General features: G+C 67.2%; 14 protein-coding genes. 9 read left to right on the top strand and 5 right to left on the bottom strand.

All coding sequences use genetic code 11. The features are described from left to right. Window positions 1-87 precede the first annotated feature (87 nt). Together cynS and ACNUDN_RS21190 are read right to left on the bottom strand one after the other, a co-directional pair. The gene (gene cynS / locus ACNUDN_RS21195) at window positions 88-537 is read right to left on the bottom strand and encodes a cyanase (RefSeq protein WP_419123727.1); all 450 of its coding nucleotides are present in this window, start codon (window positions 535-537) and stop codon (window positions 88-90) included. Beyond that, a complete protein-coding gene (locus ACNUDN_RS21190) occupies window positions 534-1,391 on the bottom strand; it encodes a formate/nitrite transporter family protein (protein ID WP_419123726.1) in 858 nt (285 codons plus the stop codon). Before ACNUDN_RS21190 ends, cynS begins: the two co-directional genes overlap by 4 nt. Window positions 1,392-1,614: 223 nt before the next feature. Here ACNUDN_RS21190 and ACNUDN_RS21185 point away from each other — a divergent pair, with 223 nt between their 5' ends. The 6 genes from ACNUDN_RS21185 to ACNUDN_RS21160 all read left to right on the top strand — a co-directional run bounded on the left by ACNUDN_RS21185 (window position 1,615) and on the right by ACNUDN_RS21160 (window position 8,528). Then, window positions 1,615-3,414 carry a glycoside hydrolase family 15 protein gene (locus tag ACNUDN_RS21185; RefSeq protein ID WP_419123725.1) on the top strand — a complete coding sequence of 600 codons (1,800 nt, stop codon included), beginning with the start codon at window positions 1,615-1,617 and terminating at the stop codon, window positions 3,412-3,414. A gap of 18 nt (window positions 3,415-3,432) precedes the next feature. Next, window positions 3,433-4,419, top strand: coding sequence for a TIGR03885 family FMN-dependent LLM class oxidoreductase (locus ACNUDN_RS21180; RefSeq protein ID WP_419123724.1), 987 nt, complete (start codon window positions 3,433-3,435; stop codon window positions 4,417-4,419). Then, a complete protein-coding gene (locus ACNUDN_RS21175; RefSeq protein WP_419123723.1) occupies window positions 4,409-5,254 on the top strand; it encodes an SMP-30/gluconolactonase/LRE family protein in 846 nt (281 codons plus the stop codon). The genes ACNUDN_RS21180 and ACNUDN_RS21175 overlap by 11 nt, the downstream gene beginning before the upstream one ends. Window positions 5,255-5,289: 35 nt before the next feature. Beyond that, on the top strand, window positions 5,290-6,312 hold the full coding sequence (locus ACNUDN_RS21170) for a YihY/virulence factor BrkB family protein (protein ID WP_419123722.1): 1,023 nt from the start codon (window positions 5,290-5,292) through the stop codon (window positions 6,310-6,312). Between the two features lie 64 nt (window positions 6,313-6,376). Further along, a complete protein-coding gene (locus tag ACNUDN_RS21165; RefSeq protein WP_419123721.1) occupies window positions 6,377-7,165 on the top strand; it encodes a hypothetical protein in 789 nt (262 codons plus the stop codon). 52 nt (window positions 7,166-7,217) lie between these two features. Next, window positions 7,218-8,528 (top strand): HNH endonuclease signature motif containing protein, encoded by a 1,311-nt coding sequence (locus tag ACNUDN_RS21160; RefSeq protein WP_419123720.1) that lies wholly within the window; start codon window positions 7,218-7,220, stop codon window positions 8,526-8,528. Window positions 8,529-8,532: 4 nt separating this feature from the next. Here ACNUDN_RS21160 and ACNUDN_RS21155 read toward each other — a convergent pair whose 3' ends face one another. Next, window positions 8,533-9,597: an SDR family oxidoreductase gene (locus tag ACNUDN_RS21155; RefSeq protein ID WP_419123719.1), complete on the bottom strand. Its 1,065-nt coding sequence runs from the start codon at window positions 9,595-9,597 to the stop codon at window positions 8,533-8,535. Window positions 9,598-9,827: 230 nt separating this feature from the next. On the opposite strand from ACNUDN_RS21155, the gene ACNUDN_RS21150 reads away from it, so the two are divergent. Then, a complete protein-coding gene (locus ACNUDN_RS21150) occupies window positions 9,828-10,112 on the top strand; it encodes a hypothetical protein (protein WP_419123718.1) in 285 nt (94 codons plus the stop codon). Window positions 10,113-10,143: 31 nt separating this feature from the next. Beyond that, complete coding sequence (locus ACNUDN_RS21145) at window positions 10,144-11,670, top strand: PE-PPE domain-containing protein (RefSeq protein ID WP_419125248.1); 1,527 nt, start codon at window positions 10,144-10,146, stop codon at window positions 11,668-11,670. Between the two features lie 12 nt (window positions 11,671-11,682). Here the strand turns inward: ACNUDN_RS21145 and ACNUDN_RS21140 are convergent, their stop codons facing one another. Together ACNUDN_RS21140 and ACNUDN_RS21135 are read right to left on the bottom strand one after the other, a co-directional pair. Continuing rightward, window positions 11,683-12,915 (bottom strand): PE-PPE domain-containing protein, encoded by a 1,233-nt coding sequence (locus ACNUDN_RS21140; protein ID WP_419123717.1) that lies wholly within the window; start codon window positions 12,913-12,915, stop codon window positions 11,683-11,685. A 54-nt stretch (window positions 12,916-12,969) separates the two neighbouring features. After that, window positions 12,970-14,331, bottom strand: coding sequence for a wax ester/triacylglycerol synthase domain-containing protein (locus tag ACNUDN_RS21135; RefSeq protein ID WP_419123716.1), 1,362 nt, complete (start codon window positions 14,329-14,331; stop codon window positions 12,970-12,972). Between the two features lie 438 nt (window positions 14,332-14,769). Between ACNUDN_RS21135 and ACNUDN_RS21130 the strand changes: the two genes are divergently transcribed. Then, on the top strand, window positions 14,770-15,081 hold the full coding sequence (locus ACNUDN_RS21130; protein ID WP_419123715.1) for a GNAT family N-acetyltransferase: 312 nt from the start codon (window positions 14,770-14,772) through the stop codon (window positions 15,079-15,081). Window positions 15,082-15,096: the final 15 nt, after the last annotated feature.

Below are 15,096 nucleotides of genomic sequence, written 5' to 3'. Positions count from 1 at the left end.
CCGCGAACATGGCATCACCACGCGTTGCTGCCCTCGGGGCGGGACTCGCGGGCGCGGCCTGCACCCCGGCGAACAGCGTCAGGCCCCTCACCACCGGTAATCGAGGAACTTCCCGTCGAAGGTCACCACCACCCGGTCCCCGTCGGGATGCGCCCGCCGCGCGATGTCGACCTTGAAGTTGATCGCGCTCATGATGCCGTCACCGAACTCCTCGTGGATGAGCTCCTTGAGCGCCGGCCCGTACACCGCCAGCGCCTCCTGGAAGCGGTAGATGGTGGGATCAGACAGCAGTGCCGGGTCGATACCGCGCGCCGGCTGCAGCTGCAGGCTCTCGGCGACAGCGGAGTCCAGGTCCAGCATGGCGCACACCGCATCGGCCTGGACCGCCGTCATCGGATGCTGGCCGAGGAGTGCGGCGACACACCACACCAGCGGGGCGTCGACCGTGTCGGCGATGTCGGCCCAGGTGAGTTCCTTACGGATGCGGGCCGCGGTGATCAGTTGGGCGGCTTCGGATTTGGACATGATCGGGGTCATACGTTGGCTCCTTCACGCTTCGGGGTGGCATCCAGGCCATCAGGCACAGCCAGCCGGGACGCGCCGGTGCGGGCGTGGGTGGCGAACAACGTCAAACCCACAAAGGCCAGGCCACCGACGAGATTTCCTATCACAGTCGGTATTTCGTTCCAGATCAGGTAGTCGCCGATGGAGAAGTCACCGCCGAGCATCAAACCCGACGGGAACAGGAACATGTTGACGATCGAGTGCTCGAAGCCCATGTAGAAGAACAACATGATCGGCATCCACATCGCGATCACCTTGCCCGACACGCTGGTCGACATCATCGCCGCGACCACTCCGGTGGACACCATCCAGTTGCACAACACGCCGCGGATGAACAGGGTCAGCATGCCGGCGGCACCGTGCTCGGCGTAACCGACGGTGCGGCTGTGCCCGATCTCGCCCAACCGCACGCCGACTTCGTTGGGATCGACGCTGAACCCGTAGGTGAAGACGATCGCCATCATCACCGCGACGGTGATCGCGCCGGCGAAGTTGCCGAGGAACACCCAGCCCCAGTTGCGCAGCATCGACCGGACTGTCACACCGCGGCGCTTGTCCAGCAGCGCCAGGGGCACCAGGGTGAACACGCCGGTCAGCAGGTCGAAACCGAGCAGATACAGCAGGCAGAAGCCCACCGGGAACAGCACCGCGCCGAGCAACGCATTACCGGTCTGCACCGTGACCGTGACCGCGAACGCCGCGGCCAGCGCGAGGATCGCGCCGGCCATGAAAGCGCGGATCAGCGTGTCGCGGGTGGACATCGTGGCTTTGGCCGCGCCGGCGTCGATCATCTTGCCGACGAAGTCCGTGGGACTCACATAGGACATCAGGGCACCTTCCGGAAGTGTGGTCTTCCCAGGTATCCCTGGCCAATATTGCCGATCGGCGACGACGCCTATGCATCGGTGTTGCCTGGTTATCACCGCGGCCACACTCCGGCTGTGAGGTTGTACGTTTTTCTGTGAACTTCCTGGGTACGGGTGTGTCGTCCGCCGGAAACCGGCGCGGCGACGGCCGCCGCGCGCTCGATACCCCAGGGGAACGTCCTGCATGCAGCCCGATCACCGCGTTCGTGAGGACACCACGCTGCGTCTGGACGGTTATGTCGCGCTGCGCTCCTATGCCGCCATCGGCGATGGCCGGTCGGTGGCGTTGGTGGCGCGGGACGGCTCAATCGACTGGTATCCGGTGCCGCGGATCGACTCGCCGCCGGTGTTCGCCCGTCTGCTGGATGCGCAGCACGGTGGAGCCGTCGAGCTGTGCCCGACCGACCCGTTCACGGTGTCGCGCGCGTACCTGCCCGGCACCAACATCTTGACCAGCACCTACACCACCTCGTCGGGTCGGGTTCGGATCACCGATTCGCTGAACACCGGCGTCGGCGGCCGGCTGCCCTGGGGTGAGCTCGCTCGCCGTGTCGAGGGTCTGGAGGGCTCGGTGCCGATGTGCTGGCGGGTGGCGCCCGGCGACCGGTTCGGATCGGCATCTCCGTGGATACAGCAGACTCCGTTCGGGCCGGTGATCCGGGTGGGCGAGGTGACCCTGGGTCTGCGATTGATCGACGCCGGTGACTGTGTGGTCGCCGATCGCGACATCTCCGGTAGCTTCACCGCGCGGCCCGGCGCGGCACAGCTGATTGCGGTGCTGTCGAGCGAGGGGGAGCCGCTGCCGCTGCCGGACCCCGACGACGTCAACCGCGGTATCGACCGGACCGCGGAGTACTGGCGGACCTGGACCGACGAGCTGGACTACACGGGACCGTGGGCGGACGCGGTGTTCCGCAGCGCTCTGACGCTGCGGCTGCTGACCCATGTCGACACCGGTGCGATCAGCGCCGCCGCCACCACGTCGCTGCCGGAGAGCCGAAGCGGCAACAAGAACTGGGATTACCGGTTCGCCTGGATCCGCGATGCCGCCTACACGCTGCACACCTTGATCCGCTTCGGCGAGAGCGAAGAGGTGCACGGCGCCGTCAGCTGGTTGCTGCGGACCATTTCGGCACAGGGTCCCGACCCGGAGGTGTTCACCCATCTCGACGGTCGCCGGCCCAGCGAGGAACGGCGTGTCGACGCTCTCGGCTGGTGCGGCATCGGCCCGGTCGTCGTCGGTAACGATGCCGCGGGCCAGTTGCAGCTCGGGGTGTTCGGGGACCTGTTCGACATGGTCGCTCTGTACGTCGAAGGCGGCAACGTGCTCGACGTCCCCACCGCTCGGGTGCTCGCCGCGATCGCCGACCACACCTGCGACGTGTGGCGGTCCCGCGACGCCGGAATCTGGGAGCTGCCCACCGAACGTCACTACACCAGCTCGAAGATGGGCTGTGGGCATGCGCTGGACTGCGCGGTGAAACTGGCTGAGGGCGGACACATCAAGGGTGAGGACGACCGGTGGCGCAGCGAAGCCCAGCTGATCCGTCGCTGGGTGGCGGAGAACTGCTGGTCCGACGAAAAGCAAAGCTACGTATGGTATCCCGGCACCGAGAAACTGGATGCGTCGGTGATCCTGCATGCCGTCGGCGGTTTCGATCGGGGGCCGCGGATGTCCGCGACGATCGACGCGGTGCGCCGGGAACTCGGCGCGGGCGACCTTCTGTACCGCTACAGCGGCGCGGAGAAGGAGGAGGGCACCTTCGTCGCGTGCGCGTTCTGGGCAGCGGCCGCCCTCGCCGAGGTGGGCCGCCGTGACGAAGCGTGGGAACTGATGGACCGACTGGTGCCGCTGTCCAACGACGTCGGGCTGTTCACCGAGATGATCGACGCCGACGACATGTCGTTTCTCGGTAACGCACCCCAGGCGCTCAGTCATCTGGCCCTGATGACCGCCGCCCTGTCGATCATCGGCAAGTACTGAGTGCAGAGAGGAAACACAGTGACGGTCATCGGATTTCACGCCTCCCACGAGCAGATCGACCCGCGGCGACTGCTCTTGGACGTCCAGCACGCCGAGCAGGCCGGGTTCGACGCGGCGATGTGCTCGGACCACATCGAGCCGTGGTCACATGCCCAGGGTCACTCCGGGTTCGCGTGGTCGTGGCTCGGGGCGGCACTGGCCACCACGCGGCTGCGGTTCGGTCTGGTGACCAGCGCCGGATATCGCTACCACCCGGCCGTCATCGCGCAGGCGTTGGGGACGCTGGGTGTCATGTTTCCCGACCGGGTGTGGGCCGCGCTCGGCAGCGGTGAGCACGTCAACGAACGCATCACCGGAAAGCCCTGGCCGGACAAGGAGACTCGCCAGCAGATTCTGGCCGAGAGCTTCGACATGGTCGCCGAGATGCTCGACGGAGGTGTCGTGACCCGGGACGGGCCGGTACCGGCGGACAAGGCCAGGGTCTGGGACCGGCCGCCGCAACGGCCGCCGCTGTACCTACCGGCGCTCACCCCCGAAACGGCCGGGCGGTTCGCCGGCCGCTACGACGGGCTCATCACCATCAACCAGCCCATCGGCGAGACCCGTGCGGTGCTTCAGGCATACCGGGACAACGGCGGCCGCGGTCCGGCGATGTTGCAGGTGCACCTGAGCTGGGCGCCGAACCGCGACGAGGCGGCGGCCCTGGCTCGAGAACAATGGGGGACCAACGTTTTCGATCCTCCCGTGATGGGCGGGTTGGGCGCACCGGAGGACTTCGAGGACCGCGCCGCATCTCTGGGTGACGACCTGGCGGCCGCCGTGGAGGACGCGGTGCTGATCTCCTCGGACACCGGGTCCCACGCCGAGAGACTGCACAATTACATCGACCTCGGGTTCGACGAGGTGTATCTGCATCACGTCGGTACCGAACAGGGTCGGTTCATCGACACCTTCGGTGCGCAGGTACTTCCCCAACTGCGAACGGCAGCGACCAATGCGCGCTGAACAGCTCACCGACCCGTTGGCCTATCACGCCGAGGGCCCGGTGTGGTCGCCCCGGTGGGGTGGTCTGCGCTGGCTGGACATGCTGGCCGGCGACATCCTTTCCCTGGACGGTCAATCCCAGGTGGGCCGCACGCACGTCGGCGACATCGTCGCCGCGGTTCGGCCGCGCCGGGACGGCGGCGCGGTGATCGGCGTCGAGCGTGGGTTCGTCCTGGAGGGGCCCGAAGGCGAGTTGACCCGTCTGCCGCCGCTCTGGCAATCCGGCGACACACGGATGAACGAGGGGTCCTGTGACCCGGACGGCCGCTTCTACTGCGGGTCGATGTCCTACGACCAGGAAACGCCGCTCGGGAGACTGTTCCGGCTCGACCCGGACGGGTCGAGCAGCGAAGTCCTCGACGGCATCACGGTTTCCAACGGACTGGACTGGAGCCCCGACGGCAGCCGTGCCTACTACAACGACACGCCCAACCGGCGCATCGACGTGTTCGACTATGACCCGGATACCGGGCTGCACAACCGGCGATGCTTCGCGCGGATCCCCGATGGGGGGATGCCGGACGGGCTGACCGTGGACGCCGACGGGGGTGTGTGGAGCGCGGTCTTCAATCACGGTGTGGTGCAGCGCTTCAGTGCTGACGGTGAGTTGGACGACATCGTCGAGGTGCCGGTGCGGCAGGTGACGGCCTGCTGTTTCGGCGGGCACGACCTCGGCGAGCTGTACATCACCACGTCCCGGGAAGGGCTCGGCGACGGGGAGGATCCGCCGGCGGGATCGGTGTTCGTGGCCAGGCCCGGGGTGGCCGGTCTGCCGGCGCGCGAGTTCGCCGGATAGCGGACACCGACCGGCGCTCTTCTACGCTCGAAGTAATGCCACCGCAACCCGAGGACCCCACACCGCGGGCGCGGCTGGCGACATTCGCGGCGGAGATCCGCGCCTCGTCACAGCGGCAGCTCGAGGAGAAGTTCCGCCGCCTGCCGACGCCCGCCCAGCAGGGCGGCCGTCTGATCTACCGGACCGGGCGCGCGACATACCAGGACCGGGTGCCGGGCCTGGCCGCCGAAGCCGCGCTGTTCACCCTGATCTCGCTGCCGGCCCTGTTGCTGGCGATCGTCGGGTCCCTCGGTTTCGTCGCGGCCCGGCTCAGCCCCGAGGGCACCGATCGGCTCCGTACGCTGATCCTCGAGATTCCGAGGTCGTTCCTCGCCGATCCGACCTACGCGTCCTACGAGCAGACTGTGGACACCGTGCTGGCGACCAGCCGGGGAGGAGTGGTGTCCGCGGGCATCGTCGTGGCCATCTGGACCGGATCGCGGGCGGTGAACCGGTACCTGGAGACGATCACCATCGCCTACGGGCTCCGACCGCGGCCGGGCTGGCGGCAGCGACTGATGGCGCTGGGCCTGACCCTCGGCTTGCTCGTCGGTGCGGTGTCGGTGCTGCCTCCTCTGGTGTTCGGTCCCCAGATCCTGGATTGGCTGTTGCCCGATACGCTCGCCGACGCGACGCTGCACATCGTCGAGCTGATGTTCTGGCCCGGTGTCGTCGTGGTGGTGTTCGTCGGCCTGGCCACCCTCTACCACCTCGGTGTCCCGTGGCGGACGCCGTGGCGACGTGACGTCCCGGGGGCGCTGTTGGCGATGGCGCTGTGGCTTGTCGCCTCGGCAGCCCTGCGGGCCTATCTGGCGCTGAGCATCCAGAACGACGCGGTCTTCGCACAGTTTGCGGTGCCGATCGCGGTCGTCCTCTGGCTTTACCTCACGGCGTTCGCGGTGCTGCTGGGCGCGGAGTTCAACGCCGAGATCGAGAAGATGTGGCCGCATCAGGACCATCCCTGGCGCCTCGGTCGACGTCGGCGTAGGCGCGGAGGGACGCCTCCTGACTCGTCGTGACTCGGCGGGGTGGGCATCGGCGCGCCAGGGTGACCATCCGCGGTCAGTGCGCGATGATACGAAAGTGACTGCTGATGCGAATGTGACTAATGAGGCCACGCCGCTGTCGCCGGCGGCTCCCGCAACCGGGTCCGCCCCGGCGCCGCAGCAGCGGGTGTGGTCGATGCCCACGTCGCCGGTCACCCGCAAACATGTCGACGACCTGGGCCGGACCGCGGTCAAGGTGGCCGCGTCCGTCGGCGCTTTCGTGGCGCGTTCCGCGCGCTACGGTGCGGGCGTCGTCCGCAGGATGTGGCGTCAAGCCCAAGCGGTGCCCCCGGCGGTCAGGTTGTTCTCCGGGGCCGGTCTGTTGATGCTGCTCGGGATCGCAGGTGCCATAGCGCTCGACAATTCGCTCGGCCTGCTGTGCACGGTCGTCGTCGTGCCGGTGTGCTCGGCCGTTCTCGGCGCGCTCGGGTACCGCTGGTACAGCGGACTCGGCATCGAGCAGTCGGAGCAGTCGGAGCAGTCGGAGCGGGCGGAGCCCGGGCGCGATTCCGGGCGCGATTCCGGGCGCACGGACTCCCGCCCGGTGCGGCCGGCCGACTCGGACCTGCAGCGATCGGTGCAGTACGTGGACCGCAAGCTCGCGGTGGCCCTCACGTCCTTCGGAACCGAACACCACCAACAGGCGGTGATAGCGCTGTTCCAGGCCAAGACCGCCGTCGAACTCACGCTCGGGACCGAACAGGATCTGGCGAGCTACGCCGACATGACGCTCCGGCCGGACGACTACGGTCTGCGACCGCGAATCCGCTCCGGCAGTGGATCGGGATCGGCCCCGCGGGAAGGTAATTCACTGGCAGCATCATGACCGCGCGACCAGCCGCCCTGAGATGTCGGACGGGCGGGGTAGCGTCCATCTCATGTTCGAAAGTGTGTTCGATATCGACTTCGATGTCAGTGTCGACGCGTCGGAGAGTGAGCTGCGCGCCGCGGTAGAGCGCTGTGAACTGCTGAAATCGGCGGCAGCGGCCACCCAGGCCCGCGCGACCGCCCTGTGGGCGGCCAGGCGTCACGCGGCCGAACAGGCGGCCGGGGTGCCGAAAGCCCGACGCGGAAAAGGGTTGAGCACCGAGGTCGCGCTGGCCCGCCACGACGCCCCCGTTCTCGGCGGCCGCCATCTCGGGCTGGCCACGGCGCTGGTCCACGAGATGCCCCACACCTTGGCTGCACTGCAAGCCGGAGTGCTCTCGGAATGGCGGGCGACCCTGATCGTGCAGGCCTCGGCCTGTCTGTCCGTCGAGCACCGCCGCGAACTGGACGCCGAACTGTGTGCCGATCAAACCCGGCTGCGCGGGTGGGGTAACAACCGCGTCGCCGCCGAGGCCAAGCAGATCACCGCTCGCCTGGACGCCGCCGCGGTGGTCGAGCGGGCGCGCGCCGCGGTCGCCGACAGTGCCGTGAGCGTGCGACCGGCCTCGGACACCATGGTGTACCTGACCGTGCGGCTACCGCTGCACAAGGGCGTGGCTGTCTACGCCGCGTGTAAGCGGGCGGCCGACACTCACGGAGGCGGTGACGGGCGATCGCGCGGCCAGGTCATGGCCGACACCGTCTACGAACGGGTGACCGGCCGGGCGGCGGATGCCCCGGTGCCGGTGGCGCTGAACCTCGTCATGTCCGACACCACGCTGGCCGGTGACGATGACGAGTTGGGCTGGCTCGACGGTTACGGTCCGGTTCCGGCCGGCTTTTGCCGGGCGCTGACCGCCGACGAGGCCTCCCACGCTGACGGGGCAGAAGTCCGGTCCACCCTGCGCCGGCTGTACCGGCACCCGAGCAGTGGGCAACTGGTGGCGATGGAATCGAAAGCCCGGATCTTCCCGAAGGGGCTGGCGGTCCTCATCGAACGTCGCGACCGCACGTGTCGCACCCCGTTCTGCAACGCTCGGATCCGTCATCACGATCACGCCAACCCCGACCGGCGGGGCGGGCCTACCAACGCGGTCAACGGTCTTGGGCTCTGCGAAGCCTGCAACTACGCCAAGGAAGCGTCCGGCTGGACTGTCACCACCGGCGAGGCCGGCGGTGAACACCATGCCGAGTTTCACACCCCGACCGGCGCGGTGTACCGGTCGGTGGCACCGCCCCTGCCGGGGCCGCCGGTGCGCCGAAAACTCAGCCTGTTGGAGGGGCGACTCAGCGTCGACCTCATCACCTTCGACGCAGCCTGAGAGTTCAGTACATCGCTGCCGATCCGATGTCGGGATGCGCCTGCATGAAAGCGACCAGCCGGTCGACGTAGCTCGGAAACGACGGCGGCTCGATCCCGCTGCCGGCGAGATCGGTGAGCAGATGCTGCGTCGAGTAGAAGGTGGGATGGGCGAAGTAGTCCACCGCTTCGGCGGGCATGCGCAGCAGTCGGTAGACGCCGGGCACGTGGCGGATCGACGCCTTGGCCAGTCGGCGGGGCAACGGTATCGAGACCACGTCGCGTCCGGTGGCCTCGGCGAGAACCGCGACGAGTTCGGCGACGGTCAGCGGCCGTGGATCAGCCACCTGGTATGTCCGGCCCTCCGAGATCGGCAAACCGCTCAGATGAGCGACGGCATCGATGACGAAGTCGCGGGGGACCAGGTTGACCCGGATGGTTGTCGGATCGCCCACGACCGGCAGAACTGCCTTCAGCCTTTGGCGCAACAGCCATTGCATCACGAAGTAAGGTCCGTCGAACTTCTGCGTCTCGCCCGTGCGACTGTCGCCGACCACGATCGACGGCCGATAGATGGTGGCCGGCATGCCGGACGACATCCGTTGTCTCACTTCCACTTCGGCAAGATGTTTGGTCTCCTCGTAGAAGTTGTTGAACGGCGCGCCCACTTCCAGGTCGTCCTCGCTGAACGGCCCGGCGTAGCGACCGCTGACATAGCAGGTGCTGAAATAGTGCAAACGGCGCAAGGCGGGGCAACTGTTCAGCGCATCGAGAACGTTGACCGTGCCGGTGACGTTCACCCGGTACGCGACATCGCGATCGATCGTCAGGTCGTACACCGCGGCGAGGTGCCATGCCTCGGTCACCCCGGTGAGAATCTGCGGATCGATACCGAGCCCCGGTGTGGTGATATCACCTTCGATGACCCGAACTCGCTCCCGCAGCCCAGGATCCCCGGCCAACCGCCGATTCGCGGCTTCGACGAAGCGCTGCTGGACGACGCAGATCGCCGGATGTTCGGTGCGCTGCAGAATGCGCGGCAGCAACGAGGTGCCCAGAAACCCGGGAAACCCGGTCATCAATACAGACATATGTGCTCACCTTCCGCTGGGGTGTTGATGTTCGACCCTCCGGCCCGGCTTGGACAGGGCCGAAGGAAACCCGTCCGTCGACCTTTGGCACTGGCGGCGCGCCCGCGGGTTGCGCGTCGCCGGGCGTCAAGTCTTTTGGTCCGCGAATCCATGGACTTTCGTCCATAGCCGCATTTCCTCCCAGGCCATAGCGTCGGTGCTGTCGATAGAAACTCTCGAAAGGACCTGACATGTCAGATGTGGTCGAGAAGCAGGCGGAATCATCTCCGGCCGCCGAACTGCTGGATGAAGTGCGTGACTCGGCCAAGGTGGGGCAGCACGCCGCCGCCGAGGCGCTGCGGGTCTTCCGGCACACGGTCAACGAAGCTGTACCGGAGGCGATGCAGCCCCTGCGCAGCAAGCTGGTCGACGCGGCGATCGAACTGGCCGACAAGCTGGTCGCGGCCCAATATCAGTTCAACCGCAACCTGATTCGGACCGCCGACCGCGCACTGAGCAAGTCCGAGGAAGGCTGAATCGCTGATCCGCTGCGATGTGAGGCGAGTGATGCGACGAAGCGTGCGGTCGTCGGTGTCGGCGGTCGTCGTCGCTGTGCTGGCGGCCGTGCTGGCACTCGCCTCCGCAGCGGTCGGCCACGCTGCGAGCGCGCTACTGATGGGCGGCACGTCACATCCGCTCAGCGTTCCACAGGACACCCCGGGATTCATCGGCCACTATGTCGGCAGCGCCGATTCCGACTACATCGCCCCGAGTGGGCTGTGCAGCGACCCGTGCCCGCTGATCGCGGTGTACACCCCCGAGCAGTTCCGGTTCGTCACCGGACTTTTCGACATGACGTTCGACAAATCGGTCGCAGTCGGCCGGGCCAACCTCAACGACTGCGTCCGCGGTGCAGCGTGCACGGTGACTGACTTCCCCTACACCGTGACGGCGTCGCGGGTAGTGGCCGATGCGCAGTACCTGATCTACGCGTACTCCGAAAGCGCGACGATTGCGTCGCAGCAGAAACTGGACCTGATCGCCCACCCGGTCGACGCCGCCGTGAACTTCATGTTGCTGGCCAACCCGAACCGGCCCAACGGCGGAATTCTGGAACGCTTTGTCGGCGCCTATATTCCGGTGCTTGGGGTCACCTTCAGCGGCGCCACCGCGACGTACTCGCCGATGCCGAAGCCGCTGACCACCGTCGACATCGCCCGCCAGTACGACGGATGGTCCGACTTCCCGACCAATCCGTTGAACCTGCTCTCCGTCGCCAACGCAATGCTCGGCACGATTCTGGTGCACGGCAACTACTTCGGTGTCGGTACCCCGCGGCTGCAGGGCCAGTACCAGGACACCACGTATTACCTGATCCCGACTCCGATCGCGCCGCTGCTGACCCCGTTGACGTGGATACCCGTGGTCGGTCGGCCGCTGGCCATCGCGCTCGACGCACCACTGCGGGTGCTCGTCGAGACCGGCTACGACCGCACCACCAACCCCGGGCAGCCCACCCCGGCCAGGTACCTGTATCTGCCGGATCTGATCTGCGCGGCGATTGCGTTCGCCGTCGCGATCCCGACCGGTTGGGATGACGCGATCAGCTACCTCGCCGGCAATCCCGCTCTCCGACCGTTCCACACCGTGAAACCAACCAGTCCTTACGGGGTCGGCGGGCCGCCGGTCTATGCAGGAGCCATCGACCCTTACGGTCCGCCGACGCCGTCAGCCATACCGCCGGTGGACGCAGGCCACGATGCCACCGCTTCGGCCGTCTTGGTGGAGACTGCCGCAGCGCCGGAGGAGACGCTGCCGGTGTTGGATGAGACTGCCGCAGCGCCGGAGGAGACTGCCGCAGCGCCGGAGGAGACCCTGCCGGTGCTGGAGGAGACTGCCGCGGTGCTGGAGGAGACTGCCGCGGCGCCGGAAGAGACCGCCGAACCGGCGGAGGAGACCGCCGAAGCGGCGGAGGAGACCGCGCTGGAATCGGAGGTCACACCCACCGGCGATCAGGGAGAGGCGGAGTCTGATCCGGCTCCTGCCGATGCTGAATCGGGAACCCCGACAGCGGCCGAGAACGCAACCGGCTGACAGTCACCGGGGTCAGCTCGGATCATCCGCATCGTCGCGGTTGGTGACGGCCGACTCCGAGTCCCCGGTGCCCCCGGATTCGTGCGTGTGGTCGGCCTCGACGGAGGCTTCCTCATCGGATTCCGTTCCGTTGCTGCCGATCTCGGCGTCATCCGATGGCGCAGGGTCCGCGTCACTGTCCTCGCCGGCAGTGCTGTCCTCGCCGGCATCCTCACCGCGGTCGCTGTCGGCCGGCGGCGCAGGGCTGTCCTCGGTCCCGGTCGTGGCCGAATCCGTGGCCGAAGGTGTCACCGAATCCGACGGATCGGGTTCCGGATCGATCGCCGGTGTGTCTGGCGGGTCGGAGCGTGCAGGCTCGACGAGATCTGCGACGCTCGACGTCGGTGTCACATCGGAATCGGCCATCGCCACCGTGGTGGCTGCAGTTCTCCTCCAGAACCGCCAGTACCCGGAGTCGACCATCGGCCGCAGGATGCTGTCGAGGAACTCGATCATCTTCGGGGACACTCCGTGATCGGCCATCGGCCGGAGCAGCGGCAGTATCGGTGTCGGGATCAGGATGGACGTGGTGGTGCCGCCCAGCGAGTTCGTCGTCTTGGTGATGTACTGCGGCGGGATCTCGGAGATGTCGAAGAACGCACTCGCCACGTGCAACTGCTGGGCTCCCATGAGGGCATTCACCACCGCCAGCGGATTGAACCAGTTGTCCGGCCAGTCGGCGATGCCGTCGTATTCGGCTCTGACGGTGATCACGTCGTACACCGTCTCAGGAATCTCCTGGCGCTTGACTCCGCTGAACATGTACCAGATCGGGCTCATGGCCCCGTGCATGGCGGCGTTGAGCTCTCCGGCGGCCGGCGCGTTCGGATCGTCTTTCAACCGACGCAGCACCTCGATGACCACCGGCGCACCCAGCGAGACGCCTCCGATGGTCTTCGGGCCGGGAGTGGAGTACACGGCGGCGTAGAGATTGTCCGCGCCGACCTGCAGGGTGTACTCGAACTCGTCGGGCAGGCCGGGAAACGGCACGTTGACCCGGGTGTAGTCCTTGAAGTAGCCGCCGAGTGCGGTGGCCATCTGTTCGTCGGTCAGCACCGCGTACTCCCCGGCGCCGCCGACGAGCAAAGCCGTGGTCGCGTGCGCGAAGCCGGCCGACATCGCCACCACACATAAAACGAACACCGCGAACACACGACGTATCCGGCCTGCGAAGCGCACCGCTGCGCTCGACAACTGAGCACGCATGAATACAGCCTGACGCAGGCAAACGGGCTCGTTTAGAGTCCAAGGTCCTTTCGGTCAGCTCTCGGCGAGTTCCAGTACTTCGTCGAAGCCGGCGCGCAAACAGTCCAGGAACAGTCCGGAGTCCGGGATGGCCCCGCTGTCGACATCGACGCCGAGCGCGCAGGTGCCGACGTAGGTCAGCAATGTCACGTTGACGGCCGAACCGATCGTCGGCCCGAATGCGTACTGCATCCGAACGTGCGCACCGCCAAGTGACACCGGGACCGGAATGCCCGGCACGTCGCTTGCGACGAAATCGACGTGCCGCAGGATCGATCCGATGTACCAACGCGGCATCCGATTGAGGAATCCCGCGATCAGTTGGGTGTGCGGCAGTGACTTCTCGTGGCGCACCCGCTCGGTGCGCTCGTGGATCAGCCGAATACGCTCTGCCGGATCGGCAACCCCGGCCGGAATGTCGAATCGCATCAACGTGATTCGGTTCCCGCCGGGAGCGTCCCCGCTGGTCCGCAGACTGATCGGCATCGACAGATGCAGCGCTCCGACATCAGCGTCGTGCTTCTCGTGATAGCGGCGCAGGCCGCCGGCCACACCGGCGACGAAGGCATCGTTGAGGGCGCCACCACTGCGATGTGCCGCCTCGCGCAACCGCGGCATCGGCACTTCCAATACGTCGAGTCGGCGAATCAGGGTGCGCTTGGTCATCAGCGGGGAGCCTGTCGAGTTCACCGGACGCACCGTGCGGTACACCGAGGCCGCCAGCCCGGCCGCCGAGCCCAATGCCCGCACCGGGCTTCGCGCACTGTCGACGACCAGGCGGGGAACCGTCGACAGTGCGCCGGTGACGGCGGCGCCGACCAGGCCGGCACTGTAACGTGCCGCATCCAGGTAGCCGCCCCACGAGGACGGTGGCGACGCCTGCGTCGTCTGGCCTTCTGTCGGCGGCGGTTCCGGTGCGAGCCCGAACAGAGTCATTGCGATCTGAACCCCGCCCACACCGTCGGACAACGCGTGGTGGAATGTGCACAGCACCGCGGCCTCACCGTCCGGCAACCCCTCGACCAGGGTCATCTTCCACAGCGGCCGGGCCCGGTCGAAGTCCTCCATCTGCGCCAGCCGGGCCAGCTCGAGCACACTGTCGAAGCCGCCGCCGGACGGGGCGGCCACCCTGCGCATGTGAAAGTCGAGATCGAAATCACGGCACTCCTGCCACCGGGGCGGTGCCGGGGGCGGCGAGTCGACGACGGTCTGCCGCAGCATCGGCAGCTCGAGGCTGAGCCGGTCTATCCGCTCGCGGACCTCATCCCAGTTCGGTGTCCGGTCCAACATCATCACCGTCACGACCGTCGACCTCAGTCGCGGATCGCTTTCCATCGACCAGGTAAATGCGTCGCTGCTGCGCATGAATTCGTTCATCGTGTGCTCCCGCTCTCACGGTAGGGGTGCGAGGTGCGACGCCACACCGTGCCACGATGGTTCGGGGACTTTGTGCCCTAAGAATGGCGACCGAGGTCCCACCCCGTTGAGCTTGAGCCGCGATGTCCGCGGCGAGATGGCCGGTGCCGGTGCTCCGGGAGGGGACGCGAACGGTGCAGCCGACACCGGCCATCAGACCCGGCGATCGAGGGTGCCGCGGGGCCGTCCTGACCCGCTCGAAACCTAGCACAGCAAAGGCGCACTGAAGACGGGTAGAAACATGACATTCTGAATTAGTTTTCGCCGCAATTATATTCGTTGACGTGGCAAGATGTTCGGCGAGTTGCGGCCGGCCGCAGGAAACGTCTGCGAGCGTAGCTGCGATGTGGGTCCCCGGGCACGCGGGCCTGATCCGGGGCCGGAAACTAAGGTGGTCGTATGAGCTCCGAGACGCCGCCCGACCGCACCGGCGCACCCACCACCGTCACCCGCCAGAGCGGACGTTTCGTGATCGAGATCGACGGGCGGGCGGTCGGGCTCGCCGACTACCGCGACCGCGACGGCCGACGGGTGTTCCCGCACACCGAGGTGTTACCCGATTATCAAGGACGGGGTCTGGCAACCATTCTCGTTGCCGAGGCGCTGAGTCAGACGCGTGCCGAAGGCCTGCGGATCGTGCCGACGTGCTGGATGGTCGCCGAATACATCGACAAACATCCCGAGTACGCCGACATCACCGACCGTGGCTGACCCCCCGAACACCGC

Source organism: Mycobacterium sp. smrl_JER01, assembly GCF_048513595.2.
GTDB lineage: Bacteria > Actinomycetota > Actinomycetes > Mycobacteriales > Mycobacteriaceae > Mycobacterium.
Note: the sequence above shows the minus strand (reverse complement) of the source record. Positions and strands in the feature narration are given on the sequence as shown.

Bases quoted from the DNA above. Each gene is read 5' to 3' on its own strand.
- ACNUDN_RS21155 (WP_419123719.1), bottom strand. From the start codon at position 9,597: ATGTCTGTATTGATGACCGGGTTTCCCGGGTTTCTGGGCACCTCGTTG.
- ACNUDN_RS21135 (WP_419123716.1), bottom strand. From the start codon at position 14,331: ATGAACGAATTCATGCGCAGCAGCGACGCATTTACCTGGTCGATGGAA.
- ACNUDN_RS21145 (WP_419125248.1), top strand. From the start codon at position 10,144: ATGCGACGAAGCGTGCGGTCGTCGGTGTCGGCGGTCGTCGTCGCTGTG.
- ACNUDN_RS21175 (WP_419123723.1), top strand. From the start codon at position 4,409: ATGCGCGCTGAACAGCTCACCGACCCGTTGGCCTATCACGCCGAGGGC.
- cynS (WP_419123727.1), bottom strand. From the start codon at position 537: ATGACCCCGATCATGTCCAAATCCGAAGCCGCCCAACTGATCACCGCG.
- ACNUDN_RS21130 (WP_419123715.1), top strand. From the start codon at position 14,770: ATGAGCTCCGAGACGCCGCCCGACCGCACCGGCGCACCCACCACCGTC.
- ACNUDN_RS21185 (WP_419123725.1), top strand. From the start codon at position 1,615: ATGCAGCCCGATCACCGCGTTCGTGAGGACACCACGCTGCGTCTGGAC.
- ACNUDN_RS21150 (WP_419123718.1), top strand. From the start codon at position 9,828: ATGTCAGATGTGGTCGAGAAGCAGGCGGAATCATCTCCGGCCGCCGAA.
- ACNUDN_RS21140 (WP_419123717.1), bottom strand. From the start codon at position 12,915: ATGCGTGCTCAGTTGTCGAGCGCAGCGGTGCGCTTCGCAGGCCGGATA.
- ACNUDN_RS21190 (WP_419123726.1), bottom strand. From the start codon at position 1,391: ATGTCCTATGTGAGTCCCACGGACTTCGTCGGCAAGATGATCGACGCC.
- ACNUDN_RS21160 (WP_419123720.1), top strand. From the start codon at position 7,218: ATGTTCGAAAGTGTGTTCGATATCGACTTCGATGTCAGTGTCGACGCG.
- ACNUDN_RS21170 (WP_419123722.1), top strand. From the start codon at position 5,290: ATGCCACCGCAACCCGAGGACCCCACACCGCGGGCGCGGCTGGCGACA.